Source organism: Roseomonas aerilata DSM 19363 (assembly GCF_000711725.1).
Taxonomy (GTDB): domain Bacteria; phylum Pseudomonadota; class Alphaproteobacteria; order Acetobacterales; family Acetobacteraceae; genus Roseomonas; species Roseomonas aerilata.
Map to the genome: position 1 here is coordinate 15718 of NZ_JONP01000004.1, position 20543 is coordinate 36260.

The 20543-nt window shown below is 70.6% G+C and carries 17 protein-coding genes; 12 read left to right on the plus strand and 5 right to left on the minus strand.

Annotated features, from left to right (window positions below):
* Positions 1–77 precede the first annotated feature (77 nt).
* Both BO39_RS05840 and BO39_RS05845 read left to right on the plus strand, forming a co-directional pair.
* Entirely contained in the window at positions 78–1292 is a 1215-nt protein-coding gene (locus BO39_RS05840) for a hypothetical protein (protein WP_043831043.1), read from the plus strand.
* On the plus strand, positions 1282–2010 hold the full coding sequence (locus tag BO39_RS05845) for an HAD family hydrolase (protein WP_084697886.1): 729 nt from the start codon (positions 1282–1284) through the stop codon (positions 2008–2010). The genes BO39_RS05840 and BO39_RS05845 overlap by 11 nt, the downstream gene beginning before the upstream one ends.
* 68 nt (positions 2011–2078) lie before the next feature.
* On the opposite strand, the gene gatB is transcribed toward BO39_RS05845, so the two are convergent.
* The 4 genes from gatB to gatC form a co-directional block, all read right to left on the minus strand.
* Positions 2079–3530: an Asp-tRNA(Asn)/Glu-tRNA(Gln) amidotransferase subunit GatB gene (gatB, locus tag BO39_RS05850; RefSeq protein WP_043831046.1), complete on the minus strand. Its 1452-nt coding sequence runs from the start codon at positions 3528–3530 to the stop codon at positions 2079–2081.
* A 65-nt stretch (positions 3531–3595) separates the two neighbouring features.
* On the minus strand, positions 3596–4576 hold the full coding sequence (locus tag BO39_RS05855) for a hypothetical protein (RefSeq protein WP_156963521.1): 981 nt from the start codon (positions 4574–4576) through the stop codon (positions 3596–3598).
* 39 nt (positions 4577–4615) lie between these two features.
* Complete coding sequence (gene gatA / locus BO39_RS05860) at positions 4616–6097, minus strand: Asp-tRNA(Asn)/Glu-tRNA(Gln) amidotransferase subunit GatA (protein ID WP_043831050.1); 1482 nt, start codon at positions 6095–6097, stop codon at positions 4616–4618.
* The gene (gene gatC / locus BO39_RS05865; RefSeq protein ID WP_043831051.1) at positions 6097–6384 is read right to left on the minus strand and encodes an Asp-tRNA(Asn)/Glu-tRNA(Gln) amidotransferase subunit GatC; all 288 of its coding nucleotides are present in this window, start codon (positions 6382–6384) and stop codon (positions 6097–6099) included. The genes gatA and gatC overlap by 1 nt, the downstream gene beginning before the upstream one ends.
* A 120-nt stretch (positions 6385–6504) precedes the next feature.
* On the opposite strand from gatC, the gene ruvX reads away from it, so the two are divergent.
* From ruvX to rpmG, 9 genes are all read left to right on the plus strand, one after another.
* Positions 6505–6966, plus strand: coding sequence for a Holliday junction resolvase RuvX (gene ruvX, locus BO39_RS05870; RefSeq protein ID WP_043831053.1), 462 nt, complete (start codon positions 6505–6507; stop codon positions 6964–6966).
* 456 nt (positions 6967–7422) lie between these two features.
* Entirely contained in the window at positions 7423–8364 is a 942-nt protein-coding gene (locus tag BO39_RS05875) for an aspartate carbamoyltransferase catalytic subunit (RefSeq protein ID WP_043831055.1), read from the plus strand.
* Positions 8361–9641, plus strand: coding sequence for a dihydroorotase (locus tag BO39_RS05880; RefSeq protein ID WP_043831057.1), 1281 nt, complete (start codon positions 8361–8363; stop codon positions 9639–9641). Before BO39_RS05875 ends, BO39_RS05880 begins: the two co-directional genes overlap by 4 nt.
* On the plus strand, positions 9638–10222 hold the full coding sequence (gene plsY / locus BO39_RS05885) for a glycerol-3-phosphate 1-O-acyltransferase PlsY (protein ID WP_043831058.1): 585 nt from the start codon (positions 9638–9640) through the stop codon (positions 10220–10222). The genes BO39_RS05880 and plsY overlap by 4 nt, the downstream gene beginning before the upstream one ends.
* 23 nt (positions 10223–10245) lie before the next feature.
* Positions 10246–11367, plus strand: coding sequence for a DNA-processing protein DprA (gene dprA / locus BO39_RS05890; RefSeq protein ID WP_043831060.1), 1122 nt, complete (start codon positions 10246–10248; stop codon positions 11365–11367).
* 23 nt (positions 11368–11390) lie between these two features.
* Positions 11391–14138, plus strand: a complete 2748-nt coding sequence (gene topA, locus BO39_RS05895; RefSeq protein WP_043831062.1) for a type I DNA topoisomerase — start codon at positions 11391–11393, stop codon at positions 14136–14138.
* A 1-nt stretch (position 14139) separates the two neighbouring features.
* Positions 14140–16395, plus strand: a complete 2256-nt coding sequence (gene rnr / locus BO39_RS05900; RefSeq protein WP_052401642.1) for a ribonuclease R — start codon at positions 14140–14142, stop codon at positions 16393–16395.
* 278 nt (positions 16396–16673) lie between these two features.
* Positions 16674–17873, plus strand: a complete 1200-nt coding sequence (locus BO39_RS30910) for a S41 family peptidase (protein ID WP_169742731.1) — start codon at positions 16674–16676, stop codon at positions 17871–17873.
* Between the two features lie 118 nt (positions 17874–17991).
* On the plus strand, positions 17992–18159 hold the full coding sequence (gene rpmG / locus BO39_RS05910; protein WP_043831064.1) for a 50S ribosomal protein L33: 168 nt from the start codon (positions 17992–17994) through the stop codon (positions 18157–18159).
* 89 nt (positions 18160–18248) lie between these two features.
* Here the strand turns inward: rpmG and BO39_RS05915 are convergent, their stop codons facing one another.
* The gene (locus tag BO39_RS05915) at positions 18249–19310 is read right to left on the minus strand and encodes an alcohol dehydrogenase (RefSeq protein WP_043831066.1); all 1062 of its coding nucleotides are present in this window, start codon (positions 19308–19310) and stop codon (positions 18249–18251) included.
* A 119-nt stretch (positions 19311–19429) separates the two neighbouring features.
* Here BO39_RS05915 and BO39_RS05920 point away from each other — a divergent pair, with 119 nt between their 5' ends.
* Positions 19430–20539 (plus strand): TRAP transporter substrate-binding protein, encoded by a 1110-nt coding sequence (locus BO39_RS05920; RefSeq protein ID WP_043831068.1) that lies wholly within the window; start codon positions 19430–19432, stop codon positions 20537–20539.
* Positions 20540–20543: the final 4 nt, after the last annotated feature.

The following is a 20543-nucleotide window of genomic DNA, read 5'->3' on the forward strand; positions in this document are numbered from 1 at the left end:
CAGGCGCCAGGCGGACGAGGCCCATCGCGCCGCGTGCTCGGCAAATCCCCTTCCCAGGCTTCGCGCCAGGAGCATCAATGCTTCATATCCATTTTGGCGCAGGCCGTCTCGGCCTGGGCCTGATCGTTCCGTTCTTCCAGACGGCGGCCGCGGCATCCTTCATCCTCAATCGGGCCGTATCCGGCACGAACCCCACGGGCACAACAGCCCTCCCGCCGCGCCGGCGCAACGACCTTCTCCGCGACAACCCAGATAAGCTCTACGTCGTCCAGCAGCCCGCCAACCAGGGCGGCCGCCGCGAGGTCGTCCATTACGATGGCTTCCTCGAGTACGGTGAAGCCGGCCGGGACATTGCCTCGATCGTCCGCTCCATCCTGTCCGGAAGCGCGCGCGCCGAGGACGGTGTCGTGGTCACGGCCTCCCTGATCAGCGCCGCGAATTACCAGCCCGTGCTGGAGGCGCTGGAGATCCTGTCGGAGGTGCGGGAGCGCGGCGGCCTCGGCGCCATCTTCCTCGTTACCTGCGAGAACACCCTCAACGCCCCCGAGATCTTCGAGGATCCCGATCTGGCACGCTTCATCTCCGACAGGATGCGCCGCCACGTCGTCCCCGTGCCCGCACTGGTGGACCGCGTCTGCATCGGGCTGGAGGAAGGCCAGGAAGGAGGGCACCCCTCCGTCGTGGTCAGCACCGAGGAATACGGCTCCCTCAAGCTCGAGCTCTCGCCGGCGACCGAGGATCTCGGACGGCGCCTTCAAGGCGGCCGGGTGGAGTTCACGCGCTACGTCGCGATCGAGAAGCGGATCAAGAACTGGCTCCTGAACGGCAGCCACTGGCTGTTGGCTCTGGCAGCCTTCGAGAGCAGCCACGGCGACTCCGAGCTGCGCCTGAACGAGTTCCTCAAGCGCAACACCGAGAACCGCGCCTTCGCCGACGAGATCATGCGAGAGATGCACGAGGGCATCGCGGTGATCCTGCGCCGCGAGCCTGAATTCGCCGGTTTCGTGCGCGATGTCGATCCCGACGACTATCTCACCGGCGCATCGGTCGCGATCCTCTCGCGCTTCCTGAGCAACGACGACCCAATGAGCCGGATCCTCGCCCGCTTCCAGGCCCCGACGCCTGAGAAGCCGAGCACGGTGGAAGCGTTCAAGAAGCGCTTCTTCGATCGCGTGGACGCTCCTATCGCGGCCTATACGGAGAAGACGGGTTGCCCGCCCCCCGCCGCCACGCATTCACTCCGCAGCCTGGACCACCTGATCGCCTCCGGAACCTATATCAATGCCGCATGACGCCCTGCCATCCACCCTCCAGCGCCCGCAGCAGGCCGACCTCCGCGGGGACCGGCCCTGGCCGGCCCTCGTCATCTTCGACTGCGACGGCGTCCTGATCGACAGCGAGATCGTGGTCTGCCGCCTGACTGGCGAGATCCTTACCGACCTCGGCTACCCCATCAGCACCGAGGAGGTGATCCGCCGCTTCGCCGGCCGTCCCGAGCGCGGGATGATCGACGACATCGAGGCCGACTGGGGCCAGCCCGTCCCGCCCGAATTCTTCACGCGCGTCCGCCAGGGGATCGAGCACGCCTACGCGACCGAGCTGAGGATCATGCCCGGGATCACCGACCTCCTGGACCGCCTCCGGGCCAGGACATGCGTCGCCTCCAGCGCCTATCCCGCCAAGCTCAAGCTCGGCCTGGAAGCGGTCGGGCTCCATGACCGCTTCGCCCCCAACATCATCAGCGCGTCCTGGGTCGCTAAGGGCAAGCCAGCGCCGGACGTCTTCATCTATGCCGCCGGCTGGATGAAGACGCCGCCCGCGGATTGCCTGGTGATCGAGGACAGCACCGCCGGCGTGCGCGCCGCCATCGCTGCGGGCATGCGCGTCTTCGGCTTTGTCGGCGGGCGCCACTGCGACGCAGGCCACAGGGAGCATCTCCTGGCAGCCGGCGCGGAGCAGGTGATCGGGTCCTTCGAGGAACTAGAAGCCCTGCTTCCCGCCGCCTTCTGAGCGCCGGCCAGAACAGCGTCCAGTGAGGAAAGCGTGGCGCCGGAGGGGGTTCCCTCCTGCCCACCGCCTCACCCTTCCAGCTTCGCCTTCAGCACCTCGTTCACAAGGGCCGGGTTCCCCTGACCCTTCATCGCCTTCATCACCTGGCCGACGAACCAGCCGAACAGCGTCGGCTTCTCCCGGTATTGCGCGATCTTGTCCGGGTTGGCGGCCAGGATCGCGTCCACCGCGGCCTCAATGGCGCCGGTATCCGTCACCTGCCGCAGCCCGCGCTCCTCCACGATGGTGCCGGGCGGCTTGCCCGTCTCGCCCATCGCCTCCAGCACCTCCTTGGCCATCTTGCCCGAGAGGGTGCGGTCCGCGATCAGGTCCAGCAGCGCCCCGAGGTGCTTGGCTGAAACCGGGCTATCCTCGATCCCCTTGCCCATGCGGTTCAGCATGGCGAAGAAGTCGCCCATCACCCAGTTCGCCGCCACCTTCGGGTCACGCCCCGCGGCCACTTCCTCGTAGAAGGCCGCCGTCTCCCGCTCGGCCACCAGAACCGAGGCGTCGTAAGCCGAGAGGCCGAACTCGTTCACGTAGCGCGCCCGCCGCGCGTCCGGCAGCTCCGGCAGGCCCTCGCGCAGCTGCTCGATCCAGGCAGGATCGATCACCAGCGGCGGCAGGTCCGGGTCGGGGAAGTAGCGGTAGTCGTGCGCGTCCTCCTTGCTCCGCATGGAGCGCGTCTCGCCGCGGGTGGTGTCGAAGAGCCGCGTCTCCTGCTCGACGGTGCCGCCGGATTCCCACACCTCGATCTGCCGCCGCGCCTCGGCCTCTACCGCCTGCATGACGAAGCGGATGGAGTTGACGTTCTTCACCTCGCAGCGCGTGCGGAACTCCTCGCCCGCCTTGCGGACGGAGACGTTCACGTCCGCCCGCAGCGAGCCCTCCTCCATGTTTCCATCGCAGGTGCCGAGATAGCGCAGGATCTGCCGCAGCTTCGTGACATAGGCCCCCGCCTCCTCCGGCGAGCGCATGTCGGGCTCCGACACGATCTCCATCAGCGCGACGCCGGAGCGGTTGAGGTCGATATAGGACTTCGTCGGGTGCTGGTCGTGCAGCGACTTGCCCGCGTCCTGCTCCAGGTGCAGGCGCGTGATGCCGATCTCCTTCACGCTGCCATCCGACAGCTCCACCGTGATCACGCCCTTGCCCACGATCGGATGGGCGAACTGGCTGATCTGGTAGCCCTGCGGCAGGTCCGCGTAGAAGTAGTTCTTCCGGTCGAAGCGCGACCAGGGATGCACCTCGGCGTTCAGCCCGAGCCCCGTGCGCACGGCCTGGGCCACGCACTCGCGGTTGATCACCGGCAGCATGCCCGGGAAGCCCGCGTCCACGAAGCTCACCTGGCTGTTCGGCGCGGCGCCGAAGGCCGTAGCGGCCCCGCTGAACAGCTTCGCGTTGCTGGTCACCTGGGCATGCACCTCAAGCCCGATCACCAGCTCCCAGGGGCCGGTCTCGCCCTCGATCGTATAGGTCATCCGCATCTCTCCGAAGGCGCGCCAGCAAGCCTAAGACCCAGCCGGCGTCAAGCCACCGGCGGGGATCAACCTTCCTGATCAATAGGGAGGAGGTAAGCCGGTACGCTGATCCAGGTCCAGCGATTGCGCTCACGCCCCAGCAGCGAGACGCTTACAACGCGCGAGGTGTCGCGGTGCAACTCGTAGCTCAGCGGGCGAGACGGCTGCCAGAAGGCTGCTTCCGAGCCTTGTGCGGACGTAGCGAGAAGGAGTGAAACACCCGAAGTTGAGAGACGACGGAGCGGCATCCGCTCCAGTTCGACCGGCTGCGTCGAGAAAACCGCGAGACGGATCACCGAGGCGAGTTCCACAGCCAGCGGTCGGGCCTGCTCTCCCATCAGCCGGCCTCCATCAGCGGCCCAGCGGGCAATCGCTTCCTCCTCAGACGCCGCATCGACCGGGTCCGAAAAGACGGCAATATGGCGCACAACGTTGCGCTGGTTCGCGCCATCGATGACCGTGTGGATGGTCGTCGCCCGGGCGACGAGAAACCGCCCATCTGTGGTCAGCACAACGTCCCTATAGACCCGCAGACCGGTCCCGCTTCCCGACTGTACCTGCGCCCCGCGCGGCGCCTGATCGAACCGCTCCACATGAAGCGTCGGCACTCCGGCCAGCTGCTGTTGAAGCTCGGCGTTGAACTGCCGGGCAAAATCAGAAGAGACTGAGCCAGTTTGCCCCAGGCGTGCCGCCAACTCGTCGCGGCGGGCGGTCCGATTGCTTTCGGTGATGCTGTTCACCACTGCATCACCAGCCGTCACGGCTGCCGCAATGATGAGCCCTGCGGGCGAGAGCGGGATTGCGGCAACGCGGCTCAGGTCCAAGTTGACATCTACAGGCACATTAGCCCGGGGTTCATCGACGAGGACACGGTGAGGGGCCGCGAGTTGCGCTGCCGTCGGCGGTTCTGGCGGCTTGGCTGCACACCCCACGAGAAAGGTAAAAGCCACAAAGGGGAGGAGATTTTTGAACACTGACACCACCTGAACCATGGTCAGAATAATCACGGTTCCGTGATGTCAGGTCAGTGCAGTCCCTTGGTGAGGTCAGGACGAAGCCCGCAACTGTGGCAGATTCGTCAGGCTTGCGGCATGCTCGATCGCCGTCCCCACCGCAAAGACGGTCTCCTCGTCGAAGTTCCGCCCCAGAACCTGCAGGCCCAGCGGCAGGCCCTGGCGGTCGAAGCCCGCCGGCACCGCCAGGCCCGGGTTGCCCGCCAGGTTCGCCGTCACGGTGAAGACGTCGTTCAGGTACATCGCCACCGGATCGTCCTGCTTCTCGCCGGCCGCGAAGGCGGCGGACGGCGTGGCGGGCGTCACGATGGCGTCCACCTTCGTAAAGGCCTCATCGAAGTCGCGCTTGATCAGCGCCCGCACCCGCTGTGCGCGGACGTAATAGGCATCGTAGTAGCCGGCGCTCAGCACATAGGTGCCAATCATGATCCGCCGCTTCACCTCGTCCCCGAAGCCTGCCGCGCGCGTGCGCTCGTAGAGGTCCTTCAGGTCCGCACCCTCCTGACGCATCCCGTACCGCACGCCGTCATAGCGCGCGAGGTTGGACGAGGCCTCGGCCGGCGCCACGATGTAGTAGGTGGGCAGCGCGTATTTCGTGTGCGGCAGGGAGATGTCCACGATCTCCGCCCCCTCCGCACGCAGCCAGTCCAGGCCCTGCTGCCAGAGCGCCTCGATCTCGTCCGGCATCCCCTCCAGCCGGTACTCCCGCGGCACGCCGATCCGGAGGCCCTTCACGCCCCGCGCGCAGGCGGCGGCGAAGTCCGGCACGGGCACGTTCGCGCTCGTCGCGTCGCGCGGATCATGGCCCGCCATGCTCTCGAGTAGGAGGGCGCAGTCCTCCACCGTGCGGGCGACCGGGCCGGGCGTGTCCAGGGAGGAGGCGAAGGCCACCACGCCCCAGCGCGAGCAGCGCCCATAGGTCGGCTTGATCCCCGCGATGCCGCAGAAGGCTGCCGGCTGGCGGATGGAACCGCCCGTGTCTGTCGCCGTCGCCCCCATGGCCAGCCGCGCCGCCACCGCCGCCGCCGAGCCGCCGGAGGAGCCGCCGGGCACCAGCGTCGTGCCGTCGTCGTTGCCGCGCTTCCACGGGTTCTCCACGCCCCCGAAGGCCGAGGTCGCGTTGGAAGATCCCATCGCGAACTCGTCGAGATTCGCCTTGCCGAGGAACACCGCCCCGTCCCGCAGCAGGTGGGAGGTCACGGTGCTCTCATAGGGCGGCACGAATTCGCCGAGGATCCGGCTCGCGGCCGTGGTCCGTACGCCCTGCGTGCAGAAGAGATCCTTGATGGCCAACGGGATGCCCTCCAGCTTCCCCGCCACCCCATTGGCCCGCCGCGCATCGGAAGCACGGGCGGCCTCCATCGCGCGCTCGGCCGTCACGGTGATGAAGGCGTTCAGGCGCGGGTTCAGCGCCCCGATCGCCTCGAGATGCGCCGCCGTCAGCGCCTCCGAGGTGACGATCCCCTCCGCCAGGGCTTCGAGGGCGCCGCGGATCGTGAAATCGGTGGGGTGCATCACTCGACAACCTTCGGAACGGAGAAGAATTCGCCGGCACGGTCCGGCGCATTGGCGAGCACCGCCTCCGCCTGGCCGCCATCGGTCACCACGTCGTCGCGCATCGGCATGGCCGTGCCGCCACCGCCCGAGAGCGGCTCCACGCCCGTGACATCCACCGCCTGCAGCTGCTCGATCCAGCCAAGGATGCCGTTCAGCTCCGTCTGCAGGCGCTGGTCCTCCCCCTCCTCCAGGTGCAGGCGGGCGAGCGAGGCCACGCGCCTCACGGTCTTCAGGTCGAGCGACATGGTCGGGCAGGTTTCCCAGGTTTGGCCGAATTGGGGTGAGGAAGCCGCCGCGCCCTCGCAAGTCAAGGGCCACGATCCCGCCAGGGGGCAGCGCGCCGCCGCCCGCGCTACAATCAGCCCATGCCCATCACCCCCCTTCCCGCCCTGCGCGCCGCCCTCCCCCGCCACGCGCGCCTCATCGGCCTCGACCCCGGCAGCAAGACCATCGGCATCGCGCTCTCGGATGTTCTCCTGATGCTCGCCTCCCCCTATGCCGGGCTGGCCCGCGGCAAGCTCGCCGCCAATGCCGCCGAGATCCGCCGCATCGCGGAGAAGGAGGGGGCTGCCGGGCTCGTCTGCGGCCTGCCGCTGGGCATGGACGGCTCCTTCGGTCCGGCCGCCCAGGCCGCGAAGGACTGGGCCATGGCCGTCTCGGACGCGTCGGGCCTGCCCGTCGCGCTCTGGGACGAGCGCCTTTCCTCCTCGGCGGTGAACCGGATGATGATCGAGGCGGACCTCACCCGCGCGAAGCGGGCCCGGGCGGTGGACGCCGCGGCCGCCGCCTACATGCTCCAGGCGGCGCTGGACGCGACGCGCCCATGACGCGCCGTTCCCGGCTGGGTTCGGCGCTGCTGGCGTAAGTACCGGTGCCGCCTGGCAGGGGACGGCGATCGAACCTCTTTGCGCCATCCGGCGGAGGGTGAAGAAGGGCGGCCTCGGCGGTTCAACACCGAAGGATTTCCACGCCCGGCTTCTCGACAGAGGGCCGCGGCCGGGCGCCCCCGTCAGGCGGAGCTGTTCCACTGGCCAGAGCGGCCCACCGCTTCCCCGGCCGGCTGGAGCGCGCCAAGCTCGCCCTGCTCACCGCGGACACGCCAGAGGCCTCCGCGGCCCTGGACCGGCTCGCCGATGCCGCGGAGGCCCACCGGCCCGCAGCCCGATCCGTTCGCCCCCACCCAAGCCGCCGTTCGGCGGCATCTTCCCCACCATCCCGCCCTCCCCTAAACAGCCACGGACGTCCCGCCCGCCGAGGCACCAGCTCCGCAGCCCAGAGGTTCCATGCCCCTCTACCCGCACCGGCACCTCCTCGCGCTGCAGGGCCTCGAACCTCCCTACATCGCCGAGCTTCTCGACCTCGCCGAATCCTACGCCCTGCTGAACCGCGGCGGGAAAGCCCAACGGGACCTGCTGCGCGGCCGCACCCTCATCAACCTCTTCTTCGAGGACAGCACGCGCACCCGCACGAGCTTCGAGCTGGCGGGCAAGCGCCTGGGCGCCGACGTCATCAACATGTCCGTCAGCACGAGCAGCGTGAACAAGGGCGAGACGCTTCTCGACACCGCCGCAACGCTGAACGCCATGCAGACCGACCTGCTGGTAATCCGCCACTCCCAGTCCGGCGCGCCCGCCCTCCTCTCCCAGAAGGTGGATGCCGGCGTCATCAACGCGGGCGACGGCACGCACGAGCACCCGACCCAGGCCCTGCTGGACGCGCTGACCATCCGCCGCCGCAAGGGAAGGCTGGAGAACCTCACCGTCGCCATCTGCGGCGACGTGCTGCACAGCCGCGTCGCGCGCAGCAACATCCACCTCCTGCTAGCCATGAACTGCCGCGTCCGCATCGTCGGCCCACCCACCCTCATCCCGGCGGAGGCGGAGGCGCTGGGCGTTGAGGTCTTCCACGACATGCGTGCCGGCCTGAAGGATGCGGACGTTGTCATGATGCTGCGGCTCCAGAAGGAACGGATGCAGGGCGGCCTCGTCCCCTCCGCGCGCGAATTCTTCCGCTTCTACGGGCTCGATGCCGCGAAGCTCCGCCTCGCGAAGCCGGACGCCATCGTCATGCATCCCGGCCCCATGAACCGCGGCGTCGAGATCGACAGCGCCATCGCCGACGACCCCGCCCGCAGCGTGATCGGGGAGCAGGTGGAGATGGGCGTCGCCGTCCGCATGGCCGTGCTCGACATCCTCTCCCAGAACCAGCGGCGGAACGCCCGATGAGCTCCCGCCCCAGGACGGTCCTCCGCAACGCCCGCCTGCTCTGCCCCGCCACCGGCCGCGACGCCCCCGGCAGCCTGCTGATCGAGGGCGGACGCATCGCCTCCCTCGACGGCAGCGGCGCTCCAGAGGGCGCCGAGGTCATGGACTGCGGCGGTGCCATCCTCGCCCCCGGCCTCATCGATCTCCGCGCCTCCCTCGGCGAGCCCGGCCACGAGCACCGCGAGACGATCGAGAGCGCGGCGGGAGCGGCGGCGGCCGGCGGCATCACCACCCTCTGCGCCCTGCCCGACAGCACCCCCGCGCTCGACGACCCCGCCCTCGTCGGCTTCATCCTCCGCCGCGGGGAGTCCACCGGCAGCCTCACCATCCTTCCCTACGGCGCCGCCACGCGCGGCTGCCTGGGCGCGGAGCTGACGGAGTTCGGCCTGCTGCGCGAGGCCGGCGCCATCGCCTTCACCGACGGCGCGCGCGCCATCGAGAGCGCCCGCACCATGCGCCTCGCCCTCTCCTACGCCCGCGCCTTCGGCGCCTTCATCGTCCAGCACCCGGAGGAGCCCTCCCTCTCCCGCAACGCCGCCGCCACCGAGGGCGAGATGGCGACGCGGATGGGCCTTCCCTCCGCCCCCGCCGCCGCCGAGGCCATGATGGTCGCGCGCGACATCGCTCTCGCCCGCCTCACCCGCGGCCATGTCCACTTCGCCCATGTCTCCACCGCCGCCGCGCTGGACCTCATCCGCGCCGCGAAGGGCGATGGCCTGCGCGTCACTTGCGATACGGCGCCCCCCTATTTCGACCTCAACGAGACCGCGATCGGCGACTTCCGCACCTACGCGAAGCTCTCCCCGCCGCTCCGCCGCGAGGAGGACCGCCGCGCCGTCGTGACGGCCCTGGCCGACGGCACGATCGACACCATCGCCTCCGACCACCAGCCGCGCGACGCTGACGACAAGCGCGTGCCCTTCGCCCAGGCCGAGCCCGGTGGCGCGGGGCTGGCCACCCTTCTCGGCGTCACCCTCGCCCGCCACCACGCCGGCGACCTGCCGCTGATGCGCGCCCTCGAACTTCTGACCGCCGCCCCCGCGAAGCTCCTCGGCCTCGAATCCGGCCGCCTCGCCCCCGGCGCTCCGGCGGACCTCGTCCTCATCGACCTCGAGCGCGCCTGGAAGGTCGAGGCCGGCCGCCTGCCGGGCAAGGCGCAGAACTCCCCCTTCGACGGCCGCGCGCTGGAAGGCCGGGTGTTGGGCACTTGGAAGGCCGGAAAGCGGGTTTTCGGATGAACCAGCTCCTCGCCGCCCTCCTCGGCCTCCTTCTCGGCTCCATCCCCTTCGGCCTCATCCTCACCCGCGCCGCGGGGTTGGGCGATATCCGCGCGATCGGCTCCGGCAATATCGGCGCCACCAACGTCCTCCGCACTGGCAACAAGAAACTAGCCGCCGGCACCCTCGCCCTCGACTTCCTGAAGGGTGCGGCCGCCGTCTTGCTCGCGGCCGCCCTGCTCGGACCGGAGACAGCCGGGATCGCCGCAGTCGCCGCCGTGCTGGGCCACTGCCATCCGCCCTGGCTTGCCTTCCGCGGCGGCAAGGGCGTCGCTACGGCCCTCGGCGTCTTTCTCGCGCTCGCCTGGCCGGTCTTCCTGGCAGCCGCCCTCACTTGGCTCGCCATGGCGAAGCTCGTGAAGATTTCCTCGGCCAGTGCCCTGACGGGCCTTGCGGTCGCGGTGGTCGTCGCGGCCCTCTGGGGCGGCTGGCCCCTCTTCTGGCCGGTGGCCCTCATCACCGCCTATGTCTACGCGCGTCACCACGCGAATATTCGCCGGCTTATCGCCGGCACGGAGCCCCGGATCGGCCAGGGGAAGTGACCTTCGGACGTGACGCCCCTTCCATGACCCCGGCCGAGTCCCTCGCCCGCCTGGGTCTCGCCCGCACCGAGGGAATCGGCCCGCAGAACTTCCGGCGCCTCCTCGCCCAGCACGGCGGCGCGGCGGCCGCCCTGCGCGCCCTCGCCGCCGATCCCGCCCGCCGCTTTGCGCCGCCCAGCCCCGGCGCGGTCGAGCGCGAGCACGACGCCGTCCTCGAGATTGGCGGCGCCTGGCTGCACCTGGGCACCCCGCCCTACCCGCCCCTCCTCGCACAGTTGGAGGACGCACCGCCGGTCCTCGCGGCCCTCGGCAACCTCGCCCTCCTCCCTACCCGGCAGGTGGCGCTCGTCGGCGCCCGCAACGCCTCCGCCGCCGGGCGGCGCATCGCGGAGGACATGGCCGAGGCCCTGGCGGAGGCCGGCGTGACCGTTACCTCCGGCCTCGCCCGCGGCATCGACGCCGCCGCGCACGAGGGCGCGCTGCGCTATGGCCGCACCATCGCCGCCGTCGCCGGCGGGCTCGACATCGCCTACCCGCCCGAGAATCGCGACCTGCAGGACCGCATCGCCGAGGGCGGCCTCCTTCTCGCCGAGGCCCCGCTCGGCACCGCCCCGCTGGCCCGCCACTTTCCCCGGCGCAACCGAATCGTCGCGGGCCTCTCGCTCGGCGTGGTGGTGGTGGAGGCGGCGCCGCGCTCGGGCACGCTGATCACCGCCCGGATGGGCTCGGAGGCAGGGCGGGAGATCTACGCGGTCCCCGGCTCCCCGCTCGATCCCCGCTGCAGGGGCTCGAACGACCTCCTCCGCCACGGCGCCCATTTCTGCGAGACGGCTGCCGACATCCTGGAGACCCTGCCCGCGACCGCCGAGGCAGTGCCGGTCTTCACCCCGCCCCGCGACCGGGAAGCTCCGCGCGCCCCCTCGCGCGCGCGCGCGCCACGCGAGGATGGCGCTCCCTCCGACCTCCTCTCGCTGATCGGCCAAACACCCGTCACGGTTGACGAGGTGCTTCGCCGCTGCCACCTAACCGCGTCAACCGCCCGCGCCGCGCTTCTCGAACTGGAGCTGGAGGGCCTGATCGAAGCGCTTCCCGGAAACCGCGTCGTGCGTTCCGGCATTCAGCGCGCAGATGAACCGGAGGCCTGAGCGCCCCAAATGACTGACGCCCAATGACCGATGTCGTCGTCGTCGAATCGCCCGCCAAGGCGAAGACCATCAACAAGTACCTGGGCGACGGCTACACCGTCCTGGCCTCCTTCGGCCATGTCCGCGACCTCCCCCCCAAGGACGGATCCGTCCGTCCGGAGGAGGACTTCGCGATGGACTGGTCCTCGGAGGAGCGGGGCGAGAAGCAGGTCCGCGAGATCGCCCAGGCCCTGAAGGCCGGCCAGTCCAAGCGCCTCTACCTCGCCACCGACCCCGACCGGGAGGGCGAGGCCATCTCCTGGCACGTGCGCCAGATGCTCGAGGGCCGCCGCGCCCTCAAGGGCATCGAGGTCCACCGCATCACCTTCAACGAGATCACCAAGCGCGCCATCCAGCACGCCATCGAGCACCCGCGCGACCTCGACGTCCCGCTCATCGACGCCTACCTGGCCCGCCGCGCGCTCGACTACCTCGTCGGCTTCACCCTCTCGCCCGTGCTCTGGCGCAAGCTGCCGGGCAGCCGCTCCGCCGGCCGCGTCCAGTCGGTCGCGCTCCGCCTCATCACCGACCGCGAGGCGGAGATCGAGGTCTTCAAGCCGCGCGAGTACTGGTCGATCGAGGCCGCCTTCCGCACCCCGACCGGCGCGCCCTTCACCGCCCGCCTGACACATCTCGACGGCAAGCGCCTCGACCAGTTCGACCTTCCGGACGAAGCGACGGCCACCCGCGCGAAGGAGGCTGTCGAGGCGGGCAGCTTCACCGTCTCGGCGGTCGAGAAGAAGCGCACCCGCCGCAACCCGCCACCGCCCTTCACCACCTCCACCCTGCAGCAGGAAAGCAGCCGCAAGCTCGGCTTCGGCGCCCAGGCCACGATGCGCCTGGCCCAGCAGCTCTACGAGGGCGTGGATATCGGCGGCGAGACCGTCGGCCTCATTACTTATATGCGAACCGACGGCGTGCAGATGTCGCGCGAGGCCATCGGCGAGATCCGCGAGCACGTGAAGTCCGCCTTCGGTGACCCGTACCTTCCCTCCGCCGCCCGGGAATACGCGACGAAGGCGAAGAACGCGCAGGAGGCCCACGAGGCCATCCGCCCCACGGACGTGCGGCGCACGCCCCAGGACGTCGCGCGCTACCTCAACCCCGAGCAGCGCCGCCTCTACGACCTCGTCTGGAAGCGCGCCGTCGCCTCTCAGATGCAGTCGGCCGAGATGGACCAGACGGCAGTGGACATCGACGACAAGGCCGGCAAGGCACGCCTGCGCGCCACCGGCCAGGTCATTGCCTTCGACGGCTACCTCAAGCTCTACCGCGAGGACATCGACGACCCCAAGCAGGCCGCCGACGACGAGAACCGCACCCTTCCGCCCATCGCCCAGGGCGAGGAGCCGAAGCGCGACACCGTCGCCGCCTCCCAGCACTTCACCCAGCCCCCGCCCCGGTACTCCGAGGCCTCGCTCGTGAAGAAGATGGAGGAGCTTGGCATCGGCCGTCCCTCCACCTACGCCTCCATCCTGCAGACCCTGCAGGACCGCGAATACGTCCGCCTCGACGCCCGTCGTTTCATCCCCGAGGACCGCGGCCGCCTCGTCACCGCCTTCCTCGTCTCCTTTTTCGAGCGCTACGTCGACACGAACTTCACCGCCGCGCTCGAGGAGAAGCTCGACGACATCTCCGGTGGCCGCGCGGACTGGCGCCAAGTAATGCACGACTTCTGGGACCAGTTCCGCGCCGCCGTAGACGCCACGAAGGATCTCAAGATCAGCGACGTCATCGACGCGCTGGACGAGGATCTCGGCCCCCACTTCTTCCCGGCGAAGGAGGGCGGCACCGACCCCCGCGCCTGCCCGAACTGCATCAACGAGCACCGCATGGGCGGCCGCCTGGGCCTGCGCCTCGGCCGCACCGGCGCCTTCATCGGCTGCTCGAACTACCCGGAATGCCGCTACACCCGTCCCCTGGTCGTCCCCAACGGCGACGGCGAGGACAGCGGCAACGAGGGCCCGCGCGCCATCGGCACCGACCCCGATTCGGGCCAGGAGATCTCGCTGCGCCGCGGCCCCTATGGCCTCTACGTCCAGCTCGGCGAGCCCGGCACGGACGCCAAGGGCAAGCCGACGAAACCAAGGCGCGCCTCACTCCCTCGCGGCATGGACCCGGAGACGCTGACGCTCGACCGCGCCATCACCCTCCTGAACATGCCCCGCATCATCGGCCTGCACCCGGAGACGGGCGAGGAGATCACCGCCAATCTCGGCCGCTTCGGCCCCTACCTGAAGATGGGCGCCCTCTCGCAGAGCGTGCAGGCGGACGACGACATCCTCTCGCTCGGCATGAACCGCGCGATGGAGCTGCTGGCCAACGCCAAGCCCCGCGGCATCCTCCTCGGCAATCACCCGAAGGACGGCGCGCCCGTGGAGGTGAAGCGCGGCCGCTTCGGCCCCTATGCCCAGCATGGCACCACCGTCGCCTCCCTGCCGCGCGGCGTGCAGATGGAGGACTTCACCCTCGATCAGGCCGTCGCCCTGCTTGCGGAGAAGGGCAAGCCCCTTCCCCCGAAGAAGGGCGCGGGCGGCCGCAAGGCTCCGGCGAAGAAGGCCGCCAAGCCCAAGGAGGCGACGGCCGAGGTAGCCCCCACCGTGAAGGCTCCGGCCAAGACCGCGCCGAAGCCCGCCGCGAAGAAGGCGCCCACGAAGGCGGCGGCCAAGAATCCGGTGGCCGGCAAGGCCGCGCCCGCGCCGAAGAAGGCCGCGGCCAAGGGCGGCGCCTGACATGGCGGCGCCCCCCGACAAACCGGAGCCGGAGGGCGCCCCGAACCCCCTCCCGAGCCGCGAGGCCCTTCTCGCCTACCTCCGCGCCGCCCCCGGGCGCGTGGGCAAGACCGAGATCAGCCGCCATTTCGGCCTCACCAGCGACCAGCGCCCGGCGCTGCGGGACCTGATGGCGAGCCTGAAGGACGAGGGCCGCGTCGCCCCCGTCGGCCGCCGCACCGTCCGCCACAGCGCCACCCTGCCCGACATGGCCGCGCTGGAGGTCATCGGCACCGACCCCGACGGCGACCCCATCGCCCGTCCCATCACCTGGGAGGGCTCGGAGAAGCCGGTCGTCTACATGCGGCCCGAGCGCGCCGGCCAGCCCGCCCTGGCGCCCGGGGACCGGGTGCTGGCCCGCATCACCCGCATCGGCGGCAACAAATACGAGGGCCGGACCTTCAAGCGCATCGGCACCGGCACGCCCTCGCGCGTGCTGGGCATCTACACGAACGGCATGGTCGAGCCGGTGGACCGCCGCTCCCGGGCCAACTGGATCATCCCCGCCGGCGAGGCCAATGGCGCGCAGGAGGGGGAGCTGGTGCAGGCCGAGCCCATCCCCGGCGCCGGGCGCGAGCGCCTGATGGGCCCGCGCCCTGCCCGCATCGTCGAGCGCCTGGGCTCCATGGACGACCCGCGCGGCGTCTCCCGCCTCTGCATCGCCGCCCACGGCATCCCCGACGAGTTCCCGGACGAGGTCATCCAGGCTGCCGCCCGCGCGGAGGCGATCCCGCTCGGCCGCCGCGACGACCTCCGCGACACCCCCCTCGTCACCATCGATGGCGAGGACGCCCGCGACTTCGACGACGCTGTCTTCGCGGAGCCCCACGAAGGCGGCTGGCGCATCCTCGTCGCCATCGCCGATGTTGCCCATTACGTCCGCCCCAACGCCCCCCTCGACCGGGAGGCGAAGCACCGCGGCAACTCCGTCTACTTCCCCGACCACGTCGTGCCGATGCTGCCCGAGGCCCTCTCCAACGGCTGGTGCAGCCTCAAGCCAGATGAGGACCGCGGCTGCCTCTACGTCGAGATGCTCTTCGACTCCGGCGGCACGAAAACGTCGCACCGCTTCGGCCGCGCCCTCATGCGCTCCGCCGCGCGCCTCACCTACGAGAAGGTGCAGGCCGCCCGTGACGCCGGCGAGGATGCCGGCCTGGCCGAGGGCCACATCGCCCGGCTCTACGGCGCCTACCAGGCCCTGCTATCCGCCCGCTTGCGCCGCGGCACGCTCGATCTCGACTTGCCGGAGCGCCGCGTCATCCTCGACGCCAACGGCAAGGTCCTCTCCATCGCCCCACGCGCCCGCCTCGACAGCCACCGGCTGATCGAGGAGTTCATGATCGCCGCTAACGTCTGCGCGGCGGAGGAGCTGGAGCGCCTCCACCTCCCGCCCATGTACCGCATCCACGACCGCCCCTCGGACGAGAAGATGGAGACGCTGCGCTCCTTCCTCTCCGGCCTCGGCATCTCGCTGCCGGCCTCGAACGCGGTGAAGCCCCGCGACTTCGCCCATATCCTGGAGACGGTGCAGGACCGCCCCGAATCCCGCCTGGTGAGCGAGACGATCCTCCGCGGCCAGTCGCAGGCCGAGTACAACCCGGAGAACATCGGCCATTTCGGCCTCGCCCTGCCGCGCTACGCCCATTTCACCAGCCCGATCCGCCGCTACGCCGACCTGCTGGTCCACCGCGCCCTCATCCGCGGCCTGCACCTCGGGGAGGACGGCCTGACCGACGCCGAGATCGGCACCATGGCCGAGACCGGCGAGCACATCACCAAGACCGAGCGCCGCGCGGCCCTGGCCGAGCGCGACGCCGTGGACCGCTACCTCGCGGCCTACATGGCCGATCGCGTCGGCGCGGACTTCGCCGCGCGAGTTTCAGGGGTGACACGCTTCGGCCTCTTCGTGACACTGGAGGAGAACGGCGCCAGCGGAATCGTCCCGATGGCGGCCCTGCCGGACGACCAATGGTTCCACGAGGAAGCGGCGATGCGCCTGATCGGCCGCCGCACGGGTCTGACCTTCACCCTGGGCCAGGAGGTCGAGGTGCGGCTGTCCGAGGCCGTGCCCCGCACCGGCAGCCTCACCTTCCAGCTTCTCCAGGGCACGCCCCAGGCGGCGCCGCGCAAGGCGGGCGGCACCCCACCGCGCGGGCGCCAGAAGATCACCGCCCGCAAGGGGAAGCAGGGCCGCGGCGCCGTCCCGCGGGCGCGCTGACCCGCCGGCTCTTCCTCGCCGCGCTCCTTGCCTGCGGCCTGTTCCGCCCCGCGCCGGCTCTCGCTCAGGACTACGCCCCGGTCCTGCGCGCCGCCTTCGCCGCCATCGCCGAGCGCCACCTCGAGGCCACCGACCCGCCGCTCCTTGGCCTCTGGGCGCTGCGCGGGCTGGAGGCGATCGACGCCACGCTTTCCTCCGCCCGCCGCGGCCCCGCGCTCGTCCTCGGCTTCTCCGAATCCCTGGCCGCTGACCGGCTCGCCGGCACCACGCCCACCTCCGTGGCGGATGCCGTCGCGGCCCTGCTGAACGAGGCGGAACGGCAGTCCCCTGCGCTCCGCCGCGCCGGACGGCAGGCGGTCCTGCAAGCGGTGTTCGAGGAGATCTTCAACCACCTCGATCCCTACAGCCGCTACACGACGCCCGACGAGACCCGCCAGGGCCGGGAACGGCGGCTCGGCATCACCGATCTCGGCCTCGTCCTCTCCCCCGGGGCACGGCGCAGCGTGGCGGTTGCCCAGGTCGTCCCGGACACCGCCGCCGCGCGCGCCGGCCTCCGCCCGGGCGACCGCATACTGGAGGCCGACGGCATCGCCCTTTCCGGCGCCGACCTGCCGGAGGCGCTGGACGTGCTGGAGGGACCTGCCGGTAGCAGCATTGTCCTCAAGGTTCAGCGGGGCCGGCAGCACCTCACACTTGTGATGACCCGCAGCCCCGCCCCCTCGATCTCCGTCTCCTCGGAGGTGCGGGACGGTATCCTCTGGCTGCGAGTGCCCTTCTTCGCGGCCGCGACCCCTTCCCAGCTCGACACCGCCCTCGCCCGCGTTCCGGCCACCGCCGCCCCGCTCGGCGTCGTGCTCGACCTCCGCGGCAACCGCGGCGGCCTGCTGCAACAGGCGTTGCAGGTGACGGATTCCTTCCTGCCGCCCGGCATGGTCATCGCCACCACTGAGGGCCGGCACATCGATGCCCGCCGCCGCCTCGTCGCGAGCGGACCAGACCTGGCCACCGGCCGCCGCGTGATCGTGCTTGTGGACGGCCGCACCGCCTCAGCCGCCGAGGTGGTCGCCGCCGCCATCGGCGATCTCGGCCGCGGCCTCGTCATCGGCAGCACGACCCTTGGAAAGGGCCTCATTCAGATCCTCGTGCCGCTACCCGGCGGCGGGGAGCTGGCGCTCTCCTGGTCGCGCATCCTCGCGCCGCGCGGCTGGCCGCTGCAGATGCTGGGCGTCCTGCCCGCCCTTTGCACCAGCCTCGGCGCGGAGGAGACGGCGCGGGGCCTCGCTACGCTCGGGACCGCAGAGAACCCCATGCTCATCCCGCTCGCCCGCGCCCGCGCCGCCCGCGCGCCCGTCCCGGCGAGCGAGATCGCGGCCCTGCGCAACGCCTGCCCGCCCGCCGAGGGCCGCGACGCCGATCTCGCCGCCGCCCGCGCCGTGCTGGAACGTCCCGAGCTCTATGAGGCCGCACTGGGCGGCTGAACCGCGCGAACACCCACAGAAAGCTTGACGTGGGCGCTCCGGGCGCTAGGTTCCGGCCCCTTCGCGACCCGGCCCTAGCCGGCACCCGCCCACCTGGAATCGAGTCCCGAGCCCGAACATGGCCAAGTCCAACACCATCCAGATCCGCCTCGTCAGCTCCGCCGAGACCGGCTACTTCTACGTGACGAAGAAGAACACGCGGAATGCCACCGGCAAGATGGAGAAGAAGAAGTACGACCCCGTCGCCCGCAAGCACGTCGTCTTCCGCGAGGCCAAGATCAAGTAATTATCCCCGGGCGCGAAGCCCGGCAGGATTGATCGGCAGGCGCCCGGGAACCATCGGTTCCGCGGGCGTTTTGCCGTGGGCGGTGCCTCTCAGGCCGCCTCCGCCCGCAGCACCACCCGGCCCGTCACCTTGCCGTCCCGCAGGCGTTCCAGCACGGCCCCGGCCTGCTCCATCGGCGCGGTCGAGACCGGCAGCGGCGCCAGCTTCCCCGCCTTGGCCAGCGCCATGACATCCCGCAGGTCCGCCGGCGAGCCGACATAGGACCCCTGCACGGTCAGCGCGCGGATCGCCATGATCGGCAGGGGCACGGTCATCTCCCCGCCGAACAGCCCCACCTGCACGAGCACGCCGCCCTTGCCGAGCGCGTCGAAGGCGAAGCGCGCCGTCGCGCTGCCGTTCACGAGATCGATCACCGCCAGCGCCGGCCCGCCGCAGGCCGCCACGATCGCGGCGGTCACGTCGCCCTCCGCGAGCACCGTCTCCGTCGCGCCCGCCTCCCGCGCCGCTGCCAGCTTCTCGGCGGAGACATCGACCGAGACGATCCGCCGGTGCCCGATGGCCTTCAGCATCTGGATGGCATTGAGGCCAAGCCCCCCCGCGCCCACCAGCACCACCGGCCGCTCGGGCGGCAGGCTGCCGAGCTTGCGAATGGCGGAATAGACGGTAATCCCCGAGCAGGCGTAGGTCGCCGCCACCGCCGGGTTCACGTCATCGACCGGCACGAGGTACTTCGCGTCCGGCACCAGCACATGCGTCGCGTAGCCGCCGTTGCGATAGATGCCGAGGGTGCGCGCCTGGTTCGGGCACATGTTATCCTCGCCCGCCGCGCAGCGCTCGCATTTCCCGCAGCCGATCCAGGGGAAGACCACCTTCGCCTCGCCGACCGACACGCCCTTTGCCTCCGGCCCCATGGCCGCCACGCGCCCGGCGATCTCATGGCCCATGGCCAGTGGCAGCACCACGCCGCGATCCTTCAGCGAGAGCCGCCCGCGGCTGCCGAGGTCGTAGCCGCCTTCCCAGATGTGGAGGTCCGAGTGGCAGACGCCGCAATGCGTCACCTCGATGAGAACCTCCGCGCCCTTCGGCTCCGGCGTCGGCCAGTCCATCGCCTGCAAGGGCTCGCCCGTCTCCACTACCGCCCAGGCGCGCATAGCATCCTCCCGCTCGTTCTGCGCCGATGGCACACCGCTCCCGTCGCGCGGTCAAGCAGGCCCCCTGGAAAGAGGGGGCGGATCGCAGTAGTCCGTGAGGCAACACGGAGGAAACCGCCATGGATCGCCGCGCCCTTCTCGGCCGCGCCAGCACCGCCGCCACGCTGGCCGCGACAGCCACCGCACCCGCCCTTGCCCAGCCCGCCGTCACGCAATCGGCGCAGCCAACGCTCCGCTGGCGCCTGACGTCGTCCTACCCGCGCTCGCTCGATTGCATCTACGGCGCGGGCGAGGTCTTCGCCCGCGTGGTCTCCGAACTGACGGACGACCGCTTCCAGATCCGCGTCTTCTCCGCCGGGGAGATCACGCCTCCGCTCCAGGCGCTAGACGCCGTGCAGTCCGGCAGCATCGAGTGCTGCCACACCACCAGCTTCCTCTACACCGGCAAGAACGAGGCTTTCGCCTTCGCCACCGGCCTGCCCTTCGGCCTCAACACGCGCCAGCAGAACGCCTGGATGTACGAGGGCGGCGGCATCGACCTGATGAACGAGGTCCACCGCAAGTTCAACGTGCTCGGCATGCCGCTCGGCGCCACCGGTGCGCAGATGGGCGGCTGGTTCCGCAAGGCCCTCGGCCCGGCGACCGACCTCAACGGCCTGAAGATGCGCATCGGCGGCCTCGCCGGCCAGGTGCTCTCAAAGCTCGGCGGCGTGCCCCAGCAGCTCGGGGCCGGCGACCTCTACCCCTCGCTCGAGCGCGGGACGATCGACGCCGCCGAATGGCTCGGCCCCTACGACGACGAGAAGCTCGGCTTCGTCCGCGTCGCGCCCTTCTACCACTACCCCGCCTGGTGGGAGGGCGGCGCCTCCACCTACTTCTACGTCAACCTCGACCAGTGGAACGCCCTGCCGAAGTCCTACCAGGCCGCCATTCGCGCCGGCTGCGCGGAGGCGACGCACTGGATGGTCGCGCGCTATGACATCCGCAACCCGGACAGCCTCCGCCGCCTCGTGGCCCAGGGCGCGAAGCTCACGCCCTTCTCGCGCGACATGATGGATGGCTGCCTTCGCACCTGGCTCGACATCGAGAAGGATCTGGTGGCGAAGAACCCTGACTTCGCGAAGATCCACGAAAGCTGGTCGAAGCACCGCGACGACATGCGCATCTGGCACCGCGTGTCGGAGCTCAGCTTCGACAACTACGTCGCGCAGGCTTCCGCGCGCCGGTAAGAGA

What these genes read in the sequence shown, in the direction of transcription:
- BO39_RS05840 (WP_043831043.1), top strand. Translation starts at nt 78, where the DNA reads ATGCTTCATATCCATTTTGGCGCAGGCCGTCTCGGCCTGGGCCTGATC.
- dprA (WP_043831060.1), top strand. Translation starts at nt 10,246, where the DNA reads ATGACCCCGGCCGAGTCCCTCGCCCGCCTGGGTCTCGCCCGCACCGAG.
- rnr (WP_052401642.1), top strand. Translation starts at nt 14,140, where the DNA reads ATGGCGGCGCCCCCCGACAAACCGGAGCCGGAGGGCGCCCCGAACCCC.
- BO39_RS05920 (WP_043831068.1), top strand. Translation starts at nt 19,430, where the DNA reads ATGGATCGCCGCGCCCTTCTCGGCCGCGCCAGCACCGCCGCCACGCTG.
- gatB (WP_043831046.1), bottom strand. Translation starts at nt 3,530, where the DNA reads ATGACCTATACGATCGAGGGCGAGACCGGCCCCTGGGAGCTGGTGATC.
- gatC (WP_043831051.1), bottom strand. Translation starts at nt 6,384, where the DNA reads ATGTCGCTCGACCTGAAGACCGTGAGGCGCGTGGCCTCGCTCGCCCGC.
- BO39_RS05880 (WP_043831057.1), top strand. Translation starts at nt 8,361, where the DNA reads ATGAGCTCCCGCCCCAGGACGGTCCTCCGCAACGCCCGCCTGCTCTGC.
- BO39_RS05875 (WP_043831055.1), top strand. Translation starts at nt 7,423, where the DNA reads ATGCCCCTCTACCCGCACCGGCACCTCCTCGCGCTGCAGGGCCTCGAA.
- BO39_RS05845 (WP_084697886.1), top strand. Translation starts at nt 1,282, where the DNA reads ATGCCGCATGACGCCCTGCCATCCACCCTCCAGCGCCCGCAGCAGGCC.
- plsY (WP_043831058.1), top strand. Translation starts at nt 9,638, where the DNA reads ATGAACCAGCTCCTCGCCGCCCTCCTCGGCCTCCTTCTCGGCTCCATC.
- topA (WP_043831062.1), top strand. Translation starts at nt 11,391, where the DNA reads ATGACCGATGTCGTCGTCGTCGAATCGCCCGCCAAGGCGAAGACCATC.
- rpmG (WP_043831064.1), top strand. Translation starts at nt 17,992, where the DNA reads ATGGCCAAGTCCAACACCATCCAGATCCGCCTCGTCAGCTCCGCCGAG.
- gatA (WP_043831050.1), bottom strand. Translation starts at nt 6,097, where the DNA reads ATGCACCCCACCGATTTCACGATCCGCGGCGCCCTCGAAGCCCTGGCG.
- ruvX (WP_043831053.1), top strand. Translation starts at nt 6,505, where the DNA reads ATGCCCATCACCCCCCTTCCCGCCCTGCGCGCCGCCCTCCCCCGCCAC.
- BO39_RS05915 (WP_043831066.1), bottom strand. Translation starts at nt 19,310, where the DNA reads ATGCGCGCCTGGGCGGTAGTGGAGACGGGCGAGCCCTTGCAGGCGATG.